General features: G+C 30.5%; 15 protein-coding genes and 5 tRNA genes. 19 read left to right on the top strand and 1 reads right to left on the bottom strand.

What is annotated here, in order from left to right; translation table 11 throughout:
- Nucleotides 1-161: 161 nt before the first annotated feature.
- Nucleotides 162-419: a 50S ribosomal protein L28 gene (locus I6E31_10970; GenBank protein MCF2640483.1), complete on the bottom strand. Its 258-nt coding sequence runs from the start codon at nt 417-419 to the stop codon at nt 162-164.
- Between the two features lie 169 nt (nt 420-588).
- Between I6E31_10970 and I6E31_10965 the strand changes: the two genes are divergently transcribed.
- The 19 genes from I6E31_10965 to I6E31_10875 all read left to right on the top strand — a co-directional run bounded on the left by I6E31_10965 (nt 589) and on the right by I6E31_10875 (nt 17,955).
- Nucleotides 589-2,928 (top strand): endonuclease MutS2, encoded by a 2,340-nt coding sequence (locus I6E31_10965; GenBank protein ID MCF2640482.1) that lies wholly within the window; start codon nt 589-591, stop codon nt 2,926-2,928.
- A complete protein-coding gene (gene ispD, locus I6E31_10960) occupies nt 2,904-3,599 on the top strand; it encodes a 2-C-methyl-D-erythritol 4-phosphate cytidylyltransferase (protein MCF2640481.1) in 696 nt (231 codons plus the stop codon). The genes I6E31_10965 and ispD overlap by 25 nt, the downstream gene beginning before the upstream one ends.
- A 12-nt stretch (nt 3,600-3,611) precedes the next feature.
- Nucleotides 3,612-4,442: a nitrilase gene (locus I6E31_10955; GenBank protein MCF2640480.1), complete on the top strand. Its 831-nt coding sequence runs from the start codon at nt 3,612-3,614 to the stop codon at nt 4,440-4,442.
- A 17-nt stretch (nt 4,443-4,459) separates the two neighbouring features.
- The gene (locus tag I6E31_10950; protein ID MCF2640479.1) at nt 4,460-5,701 is read left to right on the top strand and encodes a hypothetical protein; all 1,242 of its coding nucleotides are present in this window, start codon (nt 4,460-4,462) and stop codon (nt 5,699-5,701) included.
- Between the two features lie 27 nt (nt 5,702-5,728).
- Nucleotides 5,729-7,150, top strand: a complete 1,422-nt coding sequence (locus tag I6E31_10945; protein MCF2640478.1) for a cysteine--tRNA ligase — start codon at nt 5,729-5,731, stop codon at nt 7,148-7,150.
- A complete protein-coding gene (locus I6E31_10940) occupies nt 7,138-7,518 on the top strand; it encodes a Mini-ribonuclease 3-like protein (GenBank protein MCF2640477.1) in 381 nt (126 codons plus the stop codon). Before I6E31_10945 ends, I6E31_10940 begins: the two co-directional genes overlap by 13 nt.
- On the top strand, nt 7,519-8,550 hold the full coding sequence (locus tag I6E31_10935) for a rod shape-determining protein (protein ID MCF2640476.1): 1,032 nt from the start codon (nt 7,519-7,521) through the stop codon (nt 8,548-8,550). It begins immediately after the preceding gene.
- Nucleotides 8,550-9,461 carry an ATPase gene (locus tag I6E31_10930; protein MCF2640475.1) on the top strand — a complete coding sequence of 304 codons (912 nt, stop codon included), beginning with the start codon at nt 8,550-8,552 and terminating at the stop codon, nt 9,459-9,461. The genes I6E31_10935 and I6E31_10930 overlap by 1 nt, the downstream gene beginning before the upstream one ends.
- A gap of 427 nt (nt 9,462-9,888) precedes the next feature.
- On the top strand, nt 9,889-11,271 hold the full coding sequence (locus I6E31_10925) for an aminopeptidase (protein MCF2640474.1): 1,383 nt from the start codon (nt 9,889-9,891) through the stop codon (nt 11,269-11,271).
- 66 nt (nt 11,272-11,337) lie between these two features.
- The gene (locus tag I6E31_10920; GenBank protein ID MCF2640473.1) at nt 11,338-11,778 is read left to right on the top strand and encodes a GNAT family N-acetyltransferase; all 441 of its coding nucleotides are present in this window, start codon (nt 11,338-11,340) and stop codon (nt 11,776-11,778) included.
- A 635-nt stretch (nt 11,779-12,413) separates the two neighbouring features.
- Complete coding sequence (locus tag I6E31_10915) at nt 12,414-13,790, top strand: alkaline phosphatase (GenBank protein MCF2640472.1); 1,377 nt, start codon at nt 12,414-12,416, stop codon at nt 13,788-13,790.
- A gap of 17 nt (nt 13,791-13,807) precedes the next feature.
- Complete coding sequence (locus I6E31_10910; protein ID MCF2640471.1) at nt 13,808-14,902, top strand: YibE/F family protein; 1,095 nt, start codon at nt 13,808-13,810, stop codon at nt 14,900-14,902.
- Nucleotides 14,903-15,439: 537 nt separating this feature from the next.
- Nucleotides 15,440-15,515 (top strand) — tRNA-Val (locus I6E31_10905).
- 7 nt (nt 15,516-15,522) lie between these two features.
- Nucleotides 15,523-15,599 (top strand) — tRNA-Asp (locus I6E31_10900).
- Nucleotides 15,600-15,622: 23 nt separating this feature from the next.
- Nucleotides 15,623-15,698, top strand: a tRNA-Phe gene (locus I6E31_10895).
- A gap of 11 nt (nt 15,699-15,709) precedes the next feature.
- Nucleotides 15,710-15,783, top strand: a tRNA-Cys gene (locus I6E31_10890).
- Between the two features lie 156 nt (nt 15,784-15,939).
- A complete protein-coding gene (locus tag I6E31_10885; GenBank protein ID MCF2640470.1) occupies nt 15,940-16,911 on the top strand; it encodes a YvcK family protein in 972 nt (323 codons plus the stop codon).
- On the top strand, nt 16,904-17,737 hold the full coding sequence (locus tag I6E31_10880) for a radical SAM protein (protein ID MCF2640469.1): 834 nt from the start codon (nt 16,904-16,906) through the stop codon (nt 17,735-17,737). Before I6E31_10885 ends, I6E31_10880 begins: the two co-directional genes overlap by 8 nt.
- 160 nt (nt 17,738-17,897) lie before the next feature.
- Nucleotides 17,898-17,955, top strand: a tRNA-Thr gene (locus tag I6E31_10875).

Below are 17,955 nucleotides of genomic sequence, written 5' to 3'. Positions count from 1 at the left end.
TCGCTAATGCAAAGGAACTTTGCTGTAAAACTAACGATATATTAAAGAACCTAGCTTAGCTAGATAAATTATAGTTTAAGAAATGTAAGAATGGTTATTAGTTTCAAAAAATAAAAAAAAGACATGCTTTTAATGAGCTGTCTTTTTTTATTAGAACTTGACTATTTGCTTAAGTGTTTAGCAAGTCTAGCACTTAGAGTAGAAGCATTAGCTTTTAATATGTTCATTACTTCAGCTTCGCTAGCTCCTCTTAAAGTTTTTAAAGTTCTTGAACAAACTTTAACTTTAACTGGAGTTCCGTTTACCATGATAGTAGTAACTTGTAGGTTTGGTTTCCATACTCTTCTAGTAAGTCTGTGAGAGTGAGAAATTTGGTTACCGCTGATGATTCCAACTCCTGTAATTTCGCATCTTTGCATTCTATGTCACCTCTTTCCTGATTGCAATTATATAACATAATCGCAAATAATTGTATCATTAAATAGGGAAAAGATCAAGTTTTTTTTAAAAATATTGACAAATCTTTAAGAAAAACAGAGAATTGTGATATAATAAAATGAACGTAAATATACAATAAGGTGGTAAAAAATGAATAAGCATAGTTATACAGTGTTAGAATTTGACAAGTTAAGAGAAGAGTTAGCTAGTTATAGTGCAATAGAAGAAAACCATTATAAAATAATGAGTATGGAGCCATTTAAAGATTTTAGTTCTTTAAATAGGGAACTAGATATTTTAAGAGATTTTACAGATTTTGTAAAATATGATGGTGGATTAGAAACTGCTGGAATGAGAGATATTTGCAAATTGACAAAAAAATCTCAATTGATAGGAACATATTTAGATGTTGAAGATCTATGGGATATAAATTATAACCTAAGACTTTTTAGAGTATTTAAAAATAGATTGGAAGATTTAGGAAAGTATAGAGATTTAAAGGATAAATTCCATGATGTTCCTATGCTTAGAGCAATAGAAGATATTATCAATAAAGCTGTTGATAATAATAAAGAGATAAAAGATGATGCTTCATTAGATTTAAGAGATATTAGATTCCACAAAAAAACTCTTTCAATGAATATAAAGAGAAAATTTGATGAGCTTTTCAATGAGCCACAATTCTCTAAAGTATTCCAAGAAAAGATTATAACTGAAAGAGATGGAAGAAGTGTTGTTCCTGTAAAAGCAGATTTTAAAGGGCAAATTAAAGGGATAGAACACGATAGATCTTCAAGTGGACAAACAGTATTTATTGAGCCACTATCAATAGTTGCTTTAAACAATAAGATGAGAGAATTAGAGATAAAAGAGAAAGAAGAGATTAGAAAGATCCTTTTAAGAATAACTGACTATATTAGAAATAGTAAAGATGATATAGATAAGGTTGGAGAGGCTATAATCACTCTTGATATTTTAAATGCAAGAGCAGTATATGGAATTGAGAAAAAATGTGTAGTTCCAAGTATTAATAATAGAGAGGTTTTAACTTTAGTAGATGCAAGACATCCATTTATTCCTGCTGATAAAGTTGTTCCTCTAACATTTGAAATAGGAAAAGACTACAATACACTTTTAATAACAGGACCAAATACTGGGGGGAAAACAGTTGCTCTAAAAACAGCTGGACTTTTAACATTAATGGCATTGACAGGAATACCAATCCCAGCTCATGAACACTCAAGTATAGGATTCTTTACAGGGGTATTTGCTGACATAGGAGATGAGCAAAGTATAGAGCAATCACTTTCATCTTTCTCAGCTCATCTAAAAAATGTTCAAGAGATACTTGAAAATGTAACTAAAGCATCTTTAGTATTGCTAGACGAGTTAGGATCAGGAACAGATCCAGCAGAAGGATCAGCTTTTGCTATGGCTGTAATAGATTATTTAAAAGATAAGAGATGTAAATCTATAATTACAACTCACTATAGTGAAGTTAAAGCTCATGGATATAATGAAGAGGGAATAGAAACAGCTTCAATGGAATTTAATGTAGAAACTCTGTCACCTACTTATAGACTTATGATAGGAATACCAGGAGAGAGTAATGCACTGACAATAGCTAGAAGATTAGGTGTATCTGAAGAGGTTATAAATAAAGCTAAAAGCTATATCAGTGATGATAATAAAAAAATAGAAAAGATGATTAGCAATATCAAAGATAAAGCTGATGAACTTGATGAGATGAAGAGACAAGTTGAGTTTTTAAAAGCAGCAGCTCAAAGAGATAAAGAGATCTTTGAAGAAAAACTTAGAGTTATTGAAAAAGAGAAAAACGAGATATTGAAACAAGCTTATGAAAAAGCTGATATTATGATGAGAGAGATGCAATCTAAGGCAGCAGCCCTTGTAGAAAAGATTCAAAAGGAAGAGAATAAGAAAGAGGATATTAAAAATGTTCAAAAGAGCTTAAATATGCTTAGATCAGCTCTTCAAGAGGATAAGAGTAAAAATGTAGAGGTAAAACCAAAAGTTGCTAGAAAGATAGATTACAAGGTTGGAGATAGATTGTTTGTAAACAGCTTAAATCAATTTGCAAATGTAATTAAAATTAATAAGGCTAAAGAGACAGTACAAGTACAAGCTGGAATTTTAAAGATGGAAGTATCTATGGATGATGTAAAAGTTGTTCATGAGAAGAAACAAAAAGAGTATAATACATTTGTGCATAAGAAAACAACTTCTGTAAGAAATGAAATTGATTTAAGAGGAAAAATGGTTGATGAGGGAATTTTTGAACTTGAAAACTATTTAGATAGAGCAGTTATGAACTCTTATACAGAAGTATATGTAATTCATGGTAAGGGAACAGGAGCTTTAAGAGAGGGAATTTTAAACTATTTGAAAAAATGTCCATATGTAAAAGAGTATAGAATAGGAGGACATGGAGAGGGAGGACTTGGATGTACTGTGGTAACTCTAAAATAGGAAAAAAAGTAACTCTTATATTAGCAGCAGCTGGAGTAGGAAAGAGAATGGGGCTATCATATCCGAAGCAATTTTTAGAGTATAATGATAAACCTCTTTTTGTAACTCCTTTAGAGATTGCTGAAAACTCAAAGATTATAGATGATATTATTATAGTGACTAATGAAGATAATATCCAATTAGTAGAGGATATTTGTAAAAAATATAGTATTACAAAAGTTAAAGAAGTAGTAGCAGGTGGAAAAGAGAGACAAAATTCTATCTATAATGCTTTGAGAAAAGATGATAATAGTGATATTATATTAGTGCAAGATGGAGTAAGACCATTTTTAAAGGAAAAATATATTGAAAAAAGTTGTGAATTGTTAGACAATGAAGAGGATTTAGTAGGAGTTGTAGTTGGAGTTCCTGTAAAAGATACAATAAAAGTTGTAGGAATTGATGGAGAGATCTTAACTACACCTAATAGATCTGCCCTTGTTGCAGTTCATACACCTCAAACTTTTAGAGGTGATATTTTAAAACAAGCTTATGAACAAGCTGAAAAAGATGGTTTCTTAGGAACTGATGATTCATCTTTAGTTGAAAGATTAGATCTTAAAGTTAAAATATTAATTGGGGATTATGATAATATAAAGATAACTACACAAGAGGATCTAAAATTCTTGTAATAGGAGGAAAAAATGAGAGTTCATATTGAACAGATGAAACCTGTGTTAGGAGATAGAGAGAAAAACTTATTAAAGATGTTAGAGGCTATTGATAAAGGAATAGCTAACGGAGAAGATTTAATAGTTTTTCCTGAACTATGTTTAAATGGATATGTTTTAGAAGATTTAGTTTTTGAAACTGCAATAAAAGATGTTCCAGAAATTTTATTAGAAAAAAGTAGAGAGATAAGTATAATTTTTGGAGCAGTAGAGATAGGAGAGGAAGACTATCCTTATAATACACTTTTCTATCTTGAAGATGGAAAGGTTATTTATAAACATAGAAAAGTTTATCTTGCAAATTATGGAATGTTTTTTGAAGGTAGATATTTTATGAGTGGAGATAAGATAAGAGCCTTTGATACAAAATTTGGAAGAATGGCTATGGGACAAGGTGAAGATATGATGCATCAATCTGTACAATTTATCTTAGCTCAAGATAATGCTAAATATATCTTTGTATCAGCAGCAGCACCAGCTAGATTAGGAATTAATAAACATGATATTTCTTCACAATGGAGAGATATTTTAAAAAGCAGTTCATATTTAAATGGAGTTTATACAATATTTGCAAATAGAGTTGGAGTTGAAGATGGAATCACATTCTTTGGAAACTCTATGGCAGTAGCTCCTAATGGAGATATAATTCAAGAGGCTGACTTTATGAAAGAAGGAAGTTTAAGCTGTGAATTAAGTGATAGAAAAGTAAGGACAGCAAGAATTGCTACACCTATATTTAAAAATGAGAATTTAGATTTAGTTAAGAGAGAGATAGAAAGAATAATAAAAGGAAAAATTAACTAGAGGAGGTGGAAAAACCTATGAAAAAACTTTATGGTTTATTGGTACTATTAATACTAATAGCAGGTGGAATATTAGGTTTTAATTATATTTATAAAGTGTCTCCAAGAGAGTTTATTTCAGAAGACAGTATTGCAATCTATGCTCTTCAAAAGAAAATTTCTCCAGAAAAATATGCAGAACAAGCTGAAATAGCTAAGGATTTAGGATATAAATTTGATGCTAAAAAGGCTGAAGAGATAAATAGATATATCTCTCAATTGTATGTATTGGTAGATGGAACACTTCTTACAGGAGAGGTTAATACAGCAGCAGCAGTAGATACAGGATTATGGTACCCTTTTGCTATAAAAGAGAGTACAAAGTATTTTGATAAAGATGGAGAGTTCTATAAATTAAAACCAGAATATAAACAAAAATTGGTAGATACAGAGATTTTTAAGAGAGATCTTAAAGATATATATGCTATTTTTTATAGAGGACAGATAGTTCTTTCAGAAAATAAAATATTTCTTAAAAAATTTGTAGAGAAAAAAAGTTCATATAATGCTAAAATAGAAGAGATACTAGATGAAAATAAAAATAGAGATTTTGGAGTTTTAGTTTATAATAATAGCAAATATCCAGCTACTGGAATTGAAGCAGCATCAGCAACTTGGGATCTAAACAAAACTGAAGGAAAAGTAGATGTAAAAATCTATGGAATACAAGATGTATTTGCAGGATTTGAAGTTCAACCTAAAGAGAGAAAAATTTTAAAATATGTAGATAAAAATAAATTATATATCTCTATGGAAAACTTTGAAAACTTAGAAAATTTAATTTTCAATAAATATATCTTTGGAAATAGAGAAGCTATAACAATGATGTGGCAAGGTATGTTTGGAATTACACCTCAAGAGATCTTACAAGAGATTGATGGAGAGATTATTCTAGACTTAGAAAAAGAAAGTGCTATGATACCATTTAAAACAGATAAAAATCTTTTAAAATTACAAGATCTATTAAAAATATTTAATGAGAATGTAACTTTAAAGGGAAATGTTTTAATCTATGGACAAGATATGTTTAAAGAAAATAGTTCTCCATATGTTGTAGAGGATAAGCAATTTATTACAGGAGAGTTTGAGATCTCTGCTATTTCTAAGGCAAAAGATTTGGCAGGAGTAGATTTAAAAGTGAAGGGAATAGGAAATGAGATAGATATAGAGGTTACTATCCCTTATGAAAAGTTAAAAAATGAGATTAATACAATAAAATAAGAGTAGATTAAAAATAAGGAGGAAAAAATGATAAAGATATACAATACACTTAGTGGAAAAGTTGATGAATTTAAACCTATAAAAGATGGAGAAGTGTCAATGTATGTCTGTGGACCTACTGTATATAACTATATTCATATAGGAAATGCAAGACCAGCTATCTTCTTTGATACTGTAAGAAGATATTTTGAATATAGAGGATATAAAGTAAAATATGTACAAAACTTCACTGACGTTGATGATAAAATGATAAGGAGAGCTAACGAAGAGGGAGTAGATTTAAAAGCTATTGCTGATAAATATATAAAAGCTTATTTTGAAGATACTTCAAAAGTTAACTTAAAAGAAGAGGGAATGATAAGACCTAAAGCAACTGAGCATATTGGTGATATGATTGAGATAATTCAAAATCTTATTGAGAAAGGACATGCTTATGAAGCTGATGGAGATGTATATTTTGATGTTGAGAGTTATAAAGAAAAATATGGAGCTCTTTCAAAACAAAATATAGATGATCTACAAAGTGGTGCAAGAATAGAAGTTGCAGATATAAAAAAATCTCCACTAGATTTTGCTCTTTGGAAAAAAGCTAAAGAGGGAGAACCTAGTTGGGATTCACCTTGGGGAAAAGGAAGACCAGGATGGCATATTGAATGTTCTGCAATGTCACATAGATATTTAGGAGATACATTTGATATTCATGGTGGAGGACAAGATTTAATATTCCCACACCATGAAAATGAGATAGCACAATCTAAATGCTCTTGTGGAGGAGAGTTTGCTAGATATTGGATGCACAATGGATATATCAATATCAATGGTGAAAAGATGTCTAAATCAGGAACATTTATGTTATTAAGACAAGTATTAGAGCAATTTGAAGGAAGAGTAATAAGACTGTTTGTATTGGGAGCTCATTATAGAAAACCTATGGAATTTTCAAACTATGAGTTAAATCAAGCTAAATCATCTCTTGAAAGAATAGAAAATGCTCTTGTAAGAGCTAAAAATATTCTTGCTAATGAAGCAGTAGAAAATGGAAATGATTGTGTAGAGTTAGCAGAAGTATTAAAAACTTCAAGTGAAAAGTTTATTGCTGGAATGGATGATGACTTTAACACAGCTCAAGGACTTGGAGCTATATTTGAACTTGTAAAAGAGTTAAATAAAGCTTTAGATAGTGAAAAACTAAGTGTATTAGGAAAAGAAAATGTACAAAAAACAGTTGATTATATAGTAAATATAATGGAAGAAGTTCTAGGAGTTAAATTAAAATTAGATAATGAAGTTGGAAACCTTACTTCTGAACTTGTAGAATTTATTCTTGAACTTAGAAGAGAAGCAAGAGCTGAAAAGAATTGGGGGATGTCAGATAAGATAAGAGATAGACTTGCTGAAATGGGAATAAAAATTAAAGATGGAAAGGATAAGACTACATGGAGTATGTAGATTTAAGAGAGACAAGTGGAGTAGTATTGGCATATTTAGGAGATGCTGTTTGGGAGCTATATGTAAGAAAATATTGGATTTCAAAGGGGTTAAATCTTCAAAACTTAAATAGAAAAGTAAAAGAGTGTGTCAATGCTAAGAGGCAAAGTGTACTGTATAAAGAGATTTTACCATTGCTAGAAGAAAAATATCAGCAATTAGGAAATAGAGCTAAAAATGGAAATATAAAGACTTTTCCTAAATCTTGTTCAGTGATGGAGTATAAAGAGGCAACAGCATTTGAAGCATTGATTGCAGCATTTTATACAGATAATAGAGAAGATTTAATAGAGATGGCATTAAAAAAATGTATAGAGGGTGAAGTATAGATGAAGTTATTCCCAAGTTTTAGACTTAACAGAAGTATAGGAATAGATTTAGGAACAGCTAATACACTTGTATATAGCAAGAAACATAAAAAAATAGTTTTAAATGAACCTTCAGTTGTTGCAGTTGAGAGAGAGAGTAGAAAAGTTTTGGCTGTTGGAAATGAAGCTAAAGAGATGCTTGGAAAAACTCCAGATACAATAGTTGCAGTAAAACCTTTAAGTGAAGGGGTAATAGCAGATTATGATATAACAGAAGCTATGATAAAATACTTTATTAAAAAAGTTTTTGGATCATATAATTTTATTATGCCAGAAATTATGATATGTGTGCCAATAGATGTTACAGGGGTAGAGAAAAGAGCAGTACTAGAAGCTGCAATTTCAGCAGGAGCAAAGAGAGCTTATCTTATAGAGGAAGCTAGAGCTGCTGCTCTTGGATCTGGACTTGATATAGCGGTCCCAGAAGGAAATATGATAATAGATATTGGTGGTGGATCTACAGACGTAGCTGTTATCTCATTAGGGGGAACAGTAGTAAGTAAAACAATAAGAACAGCTGGAAATAACTTTGATATTGATATTATAAAATATGTAAAGAAAACACATAACCTATTAATAGGAGATAAGACAGCTGAAGAGATAAAAATTAAGATAGGAACTGCTCTTCCATTAGAAGAGGAAGAAACTATTGCTATAAAAGGAAGAGACTTAATAATGGGACTTCCTAAAACAGTAGAGATAAGTTCTGAAGAGGTAAGAGAGGCTATAAATGATTCTCTTATGGAGATTGTAGAGTGTGTAAAATATGTCCTTGAAAGAACTCCACCAGAACTTGCAGCTGATATTGTAGATAATGGAATAGTTATGGCTGGAGGAGGTTCATTGATAAGAAACTTCCCTGAGATGATAGCTAAACATACTAATCTAGCAGTTAGATTAGCTGAAAATCCTCTTGAAAGTGTTGTAAGAGGGGCTGGAATGGCACTTGATCAACTAAATATATTAAGAAAAATAGAAAAGGCTGAAAGATAATGATAAAAGATATTGTTTCCAATGAAGAGGTAAAAAGATTTTTTAAAAATGAACTAAAATTGAATAAGAAATCAGGGACATATCTCTTCTATGGAAGTGATAGTGATCAACTTTTAGAATTTGCTCTATATTTTGCTAAAGGTTTATGTTGTGAGACTTTTGAAGATGACTTCTGTGACAGTTGTAATGTGTGTCAAAGAATAGAAAGATTGACATATGGAGATCTTGAAGTTGTAGAAGATGTAAATGGAATAAAAGTTGACACTGTAAGAGAATTAGGGTATAAGTCTTCATCATCTGCCTCTGAAGGTAAGAGAAAAATATTTATCTTAAAAGATATTCAAAAGTTAAAAAAAGAGGCTGGAAACTCTCTTTTGAAACTTATAGAAGAACCAGCAGAGAATAGTTTTTTTATTCTTTTAACAAATAGTTTAAATATTTTACCAACTATCAAATCTAGAAGTATTCTAGTTAAGATAAAGAAAAGAGATGCAGAGGAACTAGATGTAGATGAGTTCACTTATAATTTTTTTCTTGGAAATAGTAGAGATATAGAAAATTTTAAGATCAGTGATATAGATCTGCAAAAAGCTGAATCTTATGAGATGATAGGAGTTCATCTAAAAAAATATGAGGAAACAGAGGATTTTAAAGAGAAGGTTTATATTTATAAATGTATAAAAGATTTTATAAATAATAGGCACTATTTAGCTCAACAGGAAAAACTTTATTTTGCTGAAGAGATTTTAAGAGGAGCAAATGATAGAAATTTGCAGAGAAAAATAATAGAATACACAGTGTCAACATTAGGTAATTTAAGTGGTTTAGAAGATAGATTAAAACTTAAAAGTATGCTTAGATTTCCAGTAAATATGAAGCTTGTGTTGATAAATCTATTTTTAAATTTATAATTAAAAAAATTGCTGTTATAAATTAACAAATTTATGTTAGTTGTGACAGCTTTTTTATTGAGTAAATTATAATGAAATATTACACAAGATATAGTGATATTTATAGAAATATCACAACTAATTAGAAAAGTAAAAATATTTTCTTGCTAAAATATAGAATGAATAATATAATAACATCTATGTCACTAATTTTTGAAGATAAAAAATTTTATATATATTGCAGGAGGAATAATGTACAAAAATACTGATGAGATGCTAGAAACACAAGTAATTACTGAGGATATGTTAGAGCAACTGACACTTTGGGCTAATGAAAAATAGTTTTAGATAAAGGAGGAGTAAAATCTTCCTTTTTTTATTTATAAAGTTAAAAGATATGATATACTATACTTGGTGAAACAAACATCTAAAACAGGGAGATGGTAAGATGAATTACAAAAAAGAAAATGGTTGGAACTGTGTAGACAGCAAAGACCAAGTATTTAAGTTTTCAGAAGGATACAAAGAATTTTTGAGCAGTGCTAAAACTGAAAGAGAGTTTGTAACTAAAGGTATTGAATTAGTAGAATCTAAAGGTTTTGTAAATGCTGAAAATAAAAGCAGTTTAAAAGCTGGGGATAAGGTTTACTATGTAAATAGAGGAAAAAACCTTGTATTAGTTGTAGTTGGAGAAGATGATATAGAAAAAGGTGTAAACTATGTAGTATCTCATGTTGACTCTCCAAGATTAGATTTAAAAGGAAATCCACTATATGAAGATTTAGATCTTGCATATATGAAAACTCACTATTATGGTGGAATTAAAAAATATCAATGGGCATCAATTCCATTAGCTATGCACGGAGTTGTAGTATTAGCATCTGGAGAAAAAGTAAATATTGAAATAGGAGAAAAAGATGAAGATCCAGTATTTACAATTCCAGATATTCTTCCACACCTTGCAGGAAAAATCCAAGGAGATAGAAAAAGTGGAGAGGTTATAAAAGGAGAGGAACTTCAAATACTTGTAGGAAGTATCCCTTCAACTATTGAAGATAAAGAGATAAAAGAAAAGATAAAATATACAGTTCTTGAAATTTTAAATAGAGATTATGGAATGATAGAGGAAGATTTTATATCAGCAGAACTTGAACTTGTACCAGCTGGAAAAGCTAGAGATTTAGGATTTGATAAATCTATGATAGGAGCTTATGGACAAGATGATAGAATTTGTGGATATACTTCAATGATGGCAATTCTTGATTTAGAAGAGACTCCAAAAAGAACAGCAGTATGTTTCTTAGCAGATAAAGAGGAGATAGGATCAGCAGGATCAACAGGATTAAAATCTGATTATATCAACTATGTAACTGGAGATCTTTTAGAAAAAGTAAAAGGTAATTACAATGAGATGATGTTAAGAAGAACATTATGGAACTCTAATGCTATGTCTTCAGATGTTAATGCTGGAATAGATCCAATCTTTAGAAGTGTTCATGATGCTCAAAATGCTGCTAAAATAGGGTATGGAGTTGTTGTAACAAAATATACAGGAGCTAGAGGAAAGAGCAGTACAAATGATGCTGATGCAGAATATGTAGGAAAAATTAGAAAAATATTAAATGATGCAAAAGTTAATTGGCAAATTGGAGAGTTAGGAAAAGTTGATGAAGGTGGAGGAGGAACTGTTGCAATGTATCTTGCAGAGTTAGGAATTCACACAATTGATATTGGACCAGCTTTACTTGCTATGCACTCACCTTTTGAAGTTTCATCAAAACTAGATGTTTATGAAACATATAGAGCATATAAGGCATTTTATAGAAGTTAGGTAGGAACAGTGGAAAAAGAGAGTTTCATTTTTAGAAGGGCAAAAGTAGATGATATTTTATCAGTGATGAAAGTAATAGAAAATAGATGCCTTTGGATGAAAGAAAATGATATTAATCAATGGGATGAAGAGTATTTAAAACTCTATGATTTTAACTATTTTAAAAGTAAAGTTGAGAATAGGGAACTATTTCTTGTGGAGAATTTTCAAAAGATAGTTGGAACATTTGTTTTGCTAGAGGAAGATGAAAGATGGGAAAATGATGTGCCAGCTTACTATATTCATAATTTTGCAACAGACACTGAAATTAGAGGAATTGGAAGTGAAATTATAGAGTATTGTGAAAATTTATGCAGAGAAAATAGCAAAAAAACTCTTCGTTTAGATTGTAATATTAACAATAATAAATTAAATAATTATTATGAGAAAAAAGATTTTAAAACAGTTGGTATTTGTGATGAAAGCCCAGAATATGTAGGGTATAAAAGGGAAAAAATTATATTTTAAGAGAGAGCTAAGAGATTGATATTAAATTATCAATTTTCTTAGCTTTTTTCTATAAAAACTATAATATATATAACTAAACTCAGTTATCTAGTACATCCGTAGGTTTTGATAAAGTACCTTTGTATTTAGCGATTATTCATCAAGTTAAGTTGTCAAAACTTATATTTTAAATATCAGCTAAATTCCATGTCAAAGAATAAAGAGAGAGTAACACTCATCTGACTATGGGTATCGCAGAAGCTTCATTCTTCCACTTCTGCATCTCAAAAATAGTAGTCACTAAAGCTCCTCTATTTTTGGAACTTGACTTCGTCTTCAAACACGTCGGAATTTTTAGCGTCAGATTTCGTAACTCTCTCTAATATTCTTTTCCAAATTACATTTAGCTGATATTAGAGAAAGGAAAAATAAATTCTCTAAAAAATATAAATTTTGTAAATATAGATTTAAGGATCACAGAAACTCCGTTTCTGTGTCTCAAAAGTAGTAGTCGTTTGCACTCCTCTACTTTTGGAAATTATAGTTTAAAGAATATTTTACATATGTTTTACAAGAAAATAAAACTTATTTAACATTTAAGGAGTAATCTAACCTTGAAAGCATAAAATTGAAATGTTCAAGGAGGAAAGTAAAATATGTTAAAAAGAAAACATATGGTATTAGCAGGAATGGCTTTAATGGCAGCTACAAGTTTTGCACAACCTAAATATATCTTCTATTTCATAGGGGATGGAATGGGAGCAGCTCAAAGACAGATAGCTGAAGAGTATAAAAAAGGTGTGATGAAAGAGGATGGAAAACTTCTATTAAACTCACTTCCATTTTCAGCAATAACAACTACATATTCAGCAGATACTTTAATTACAGACTCAGCAGCAGCAGGAACTGCATTGGCAACAGGGCATAAAACAAATAACGGTTATATAGCAAAGGATGCTAAAGGTAAAGATCTAAAAACTCTTTTAGAAATGGCTCAAGAGGATGGAAAAGCAACAGGATTAGTAACTACTACAAGAATAACTCATGCTACTCCAGCAGTATTTGCATCTCACAATATAGATAGAGATGATGAAAATGGAATAGCTGAAGATTATGTAAAAAGTAATGTAGACTACTTTGCAGGTGGAGGATTTAGACACTTTGTTAAAAAAGGTGGAGAACTTACAAGTAAAAGAAAAGATGATAGAGATCTTGTAAAAGAGTTTGCAGATAAAGGATATAAAACATTTGTATCAGAATCTTCAATTAAAGATTATAAAAATTGGACTCCAAAAGAGGGAGAAAAAGCTTTTGTAGCTATTGAAGCATCACATATGCCATATGAAATAGATAGAAAAGCTGAAGTTCCTAGCTTAAAATATATGACTGAAAAAGGAATTGAACTTTTAAAACAAGATAAAGATGGATTCTTTATGATGGTAGAAGGTGGAAGGATCGACCATGCATCACATGCTAATGACGTAATGGGAACTATTTACGATACAATAGCATTTGATGATGCAATAAAATCAGCTTATGAATTTTATGAAAAAAATCCAAAAGACACTTTAATAGTAATTGCAGCAGACCATGAAACAGGAGGAATGGGACTTGGATTTGGTGCTAACTATTTCTTAAAACTAAATGAATTAAAAAATGTTAAAGTTTCAGTAGAAGATGTACTTCAAAAAGCTTATACTGGAAATAGAGATGAATACTTTAAATATATAGCTGACAATATGGGATTAAAAGATTTAACAGCTGATGAAAAAGCTAAAATTGTTAAAGCTATGGATCTAGAAGATAAAGATAAAAATGCAAGTGAGCAATTTGGAGGATATAGTCCAGTTGCAATAGCAACAACACACATAATCTCTGAAAGATCAGGAATGCAATGGACATCATATGCACATACAGCTGTACAAGTTCCACTAGCAGCAGTAGGAGATGGAGCAGAAGAGTTTTCAGGATTTAAAGATAATACAGATGTTGCAAAATTAATTGGAAAAGCTATGGGAAAAGAGATTAAATAGCCATAGGGGGAAATAGAGTGAGAAAAATAGGAATCTCTATTGTAGTGATTCTTCTTACCCTTCTAGTTTTTAAAGGAAAACTGGAAGGGTTTTTCTTTAAACAGGAAAATATTGGAAGAGTGCTTACAGTAGATAATAGTGACGCAATAGTTCAAGGAATATCAAAGATAGGCTCTCAATATTTAAATGTTGAAATTTTAACTGGAGAGTATAAGGGAAAAACTTTAGAAGTAAGAAATCTTTTAAGTGGAAGTATGGAGTATGATGAATTTTACAAAGAAAAAGATAAAATTCTTATGGTGGTAACAGATGATAATGGAGAATTAAAAGGAAAAGCTCTATCACTGTTGAGAATTGAAAAAATAGGTGGACTTGCTTTTATTTTTGTTAGTTTACTGATAGTTTATGCAAGAAAGGTTGGAGTTCAATCTTTAGTGTCTTTTATAGGAAGTGTAGCTATAATTTGGGAGTATCTAATACCAGCATTAAAAAAGGGAGAAAATGTTTTTATGATAACAATTTTTACATTGATATTGTTATCAGCTTTAATTATATTTTTAGTAGCAGGATTTACTAAAAAGGGAACAAGTGCTTTTTTAGGAACTATGTCAGGACTTTTTGTAACAGCAGCTTTAACTTTTATGTTTGGTGATACTTTTAGAATTGATGGTATGAATCAACCTCTAGCTCAAAGTGTAGTTTTTTCAAGTGCTATGAGTATAAATATATTGGATATTTTTTATTCTGCAATAGTTATTGGAGCAAGTGGAGCTGCTATGGATATTGCTATGGATATGACAGCTACTATTCAAGAATTAAAATATCATAACCCTAAAATTAGTAGAAAAGATCTAATAAAGTCAGGATTCAATGTAGGAAGATCTGTAATAGGAACAATGACAACAACTTTATTGTTAGCATATTCAGGAGGATTTTTAACACTATTAATACTTTTTTTAGAGAGAGATACAACAATACTCCAGATTTTAAATATGAAATTAGTAGTTTCTGAAATTATAAAGATAATTATTGGAAGTATAGGTTTAGTTGTTGTAGCACCAATTACAACTTATATAGCATCTTTTATATATTCAATGGAAGAGAAAAAATAACAATTACACTTTAATAAAACTTATATTTATCTAACTAAGCTTAGTTATCTAGCACATCACTAGGTTTTGACAAAGTACCTTTGTTATTTATATTAATTAGTCAACTTTAGTTATCTCTATTTCTTTTAAATATCAGCTAAATTCCATGTCAAAGAATAAAGAGAGAGTAAGATTCATATGACTCTGGGTATCGCAGAAGCTCCATTCTTCCACTTCTGCATCTCAAAAATAGTAGTCACTAAAGCTCCTCTATTTTTGGAACTCGACTTTGTTCAAACACGTCGGAATTTTTAGCGTCAGATTTCGTAACTCTCTCTAGTATTCTTTTCCAAATTCCATTTTAGCTGATATTAGGAAAATTAAAAATTATAGTTTAGTTAAATAAAAATAATATTTTTATAAAATTTAATTTTTTAGATATTTTAAGAAAAAAAGAGAATAATAAAATAAATTAAGATATTTCATCATAAATACTTATATTCTAAATTGCTTTATTATACAAAATAGGGTATTATAATGAAGCACAGTTAAAGAAATGGTCGCATAGCTCAGTTGGGAGAGCACCTGCCTTACAAGCAGGGGGTCACAGGTTCAAGTCCTGTTGTGACCACCATAAATGTGGGGGCGTAGCTCAGTTGGTTAGAGCGCCTGCCTGTCACGCAGGAGGTCGCGAGTTCGACCCTCGTCGCTCCCGCCATTAAATTTCTACTGACTGTTGATGCCCAGATAGCTCAGTCGGTAGAGCAGGGGACTGAAAATCCCCGTGTCGGTGGTTCGATTCCGCCTCTGGGCACCATAAAAATATATGGCGACGTCGCCAAGCGGTAAGGCAGAGGTCTGCAAAATCTCCATCACCAGTTCAAATCTGGTCGTCGCCTCCATTTGAGGATAAAACAGCTAAAAGCTGTTTTTTTATTGCAAAGTTCATAATTATTAGACTCCCAAGTCAATATTGGAGAAGCAACTTAATTTATTAAGTTGCTTTTTTTTATGTTCCGAGAGATAATAAATACATAGATGCTTGTGAGGTGAAAATTATGGAAAAAGAACCTAAAATAGTAGTAATTGGTGGGGGAAGTGGTATATCAGTAGTGCTTAGAGGGTTAAAATATCTTCCTATTGATCTAACAGCGATAGTTACAGTTGCAGATGATGGTGGAAGTAGTGGTTTTTTAAGAAAAGAGTTTGATATGCCAGCACCAGGAGATTTAAGAAATGTAATGGTAGCTCTAAGCAATGTTGAGCCATTGACTGAAGAGGTATTTCAATATAGATTTAAAGAGGATAGCTTTATAGGAGGACACCCTTTGGGGAATCTTCTAATAATTGCTATGAAGGAATTAACTGGAGATATAAGAACAGCAGTAGATAGATTGAGAAAACTTTTTAATATAAAAGGGAAGATTCTTCCAGCAACAACAGAGAAAGTTGTTTTGATGGCAGAAAAAGAGAATGGAAAAATTGTTGAGGGGGAATCACATATTCCTGTTATAGGTGAAAAAATAAAAAGAGTCTACTATAAAGATGAGGTTGAAGCACCAGAGGAAAATTTAAAAGCTTTAGAAGAGGCAGATCTTATTATTTTTGGAATAGGAAGTTTATATACAAGTATAATTCCAAATCTTTTATTAAAGGGAATAAAAGAGAGTTTGAAAAAGAGTAAGGCTAAAAAAATATATATTTGTAATGCTATGCAACAACCTGGAGAAACAGAGGGATACACAGTATCAGATCATATAAAAGCTATCAATGATAATATAGGTGAAGGGGTAATAGATAGTGTAATAGTGGATCCTAGAGATATTCCACAAGATATCTTAGTAAGATATAAAAGTATGAATAGTGATAAAGTTGAGTTAGATAGAGAAAAAATTAAAGAATATAATGTTAATCTGATAGAAAGAGATATTTTAGAGATAGATCCTAAAGGAATGGTAAGACACCATCCATATAAACTATCAGCTATTATCTATTCACTAATTGATAATTGGAGGGAATTTTATGTATAGACATGTTTTTGGACCTGTACCCTCAAGAAGATTGGGAGTTTCATTGGGAGTGGATCTTGTAAAACCAAAAAGTTGTAATATGAATTGTGTTTTTTGTGAGTGTGGAGCCACACCAAAACTTTCAACTAAAAGAGAGAGCTTTAAAGATATTAAAGAGGTAGAGGAGGAGTTAAAATCTGTTTTAAAAGATGTAACACCAGATTATATAACTTTTTCTGGAAGTGGAGAGCCAACTTTAAGCAAGGATCTTGGAAAGATAGTAAAGTGGATAAAAAATAATACAGATTTGAAAGTTTGCTTAATTACAAATGGGTTACTTTTAAAAGAGGATGAGGTAATAGAGGAGATATTAGATGTAGATCTTATTATTCCAACATTGAATAGTGTAAATAATGAAGTTTTTCATAAGATAAATAGACCAGGTGAAAATGTAAATGTATCTATGATAATGGAGGGATTAAGAAAACTATCTGCTAGTTGTTATAAGGGTAAAGTATATCTTGAAACTTTTATTATAGAGGGGCTTACAGACAGAAAAGAGGATATAGAAAAAATGGCTAAATTTTTGCAAGAGATAAGATTTGATAAACTTCAACTTAACTCTTTAGCAAGAAGAGGAGCAGAAAGTTGGGTAAAGCCAGCTTCGATAGAGTGTTTAAAAAATGTTGAGAAAATTTTTCATGAAAATGGAATAAAAAATGTTGAAATTGTAAAAGAGATGAAAGAGATAGAAAAAAAATTGGATATAAAAAAAGATCTTTTAGAAAATATGAAGGCCAAAAGAGAGTATAGTGAAGAGGAAATTGAAAAAATTTTTAAAAAATAATCTATGGAAATATATTGAAAATGTTAGGTTTATAATATAGTGAAAAAAATTTTTAAAAAAATTTAAAAAAAGTGTTTGACAAAAAATGTAAAATATTGTATTATAACTAATGTCCGAGAGAGACAAGGACAAAACAACAAAGAAATATGAATGCCGCTTTAGCTCATCTGGTAGAGCAACTGACTTGTAATCAGTAGGTGATTGGTTCGATTCCGATA

This window comes from Fusobacterium varium (assembly GCA_021531615.1).
GTDB lineage: Bacteria > Fusobacteriota > Fusobacteriia > Fusobacteriales > Fusobacteriaceae > Fusobacterium_A > Fusobacterium_A varium_C.
This window is presented reverse-complemented; position numbering and strand designations above follow the sequence as displayed.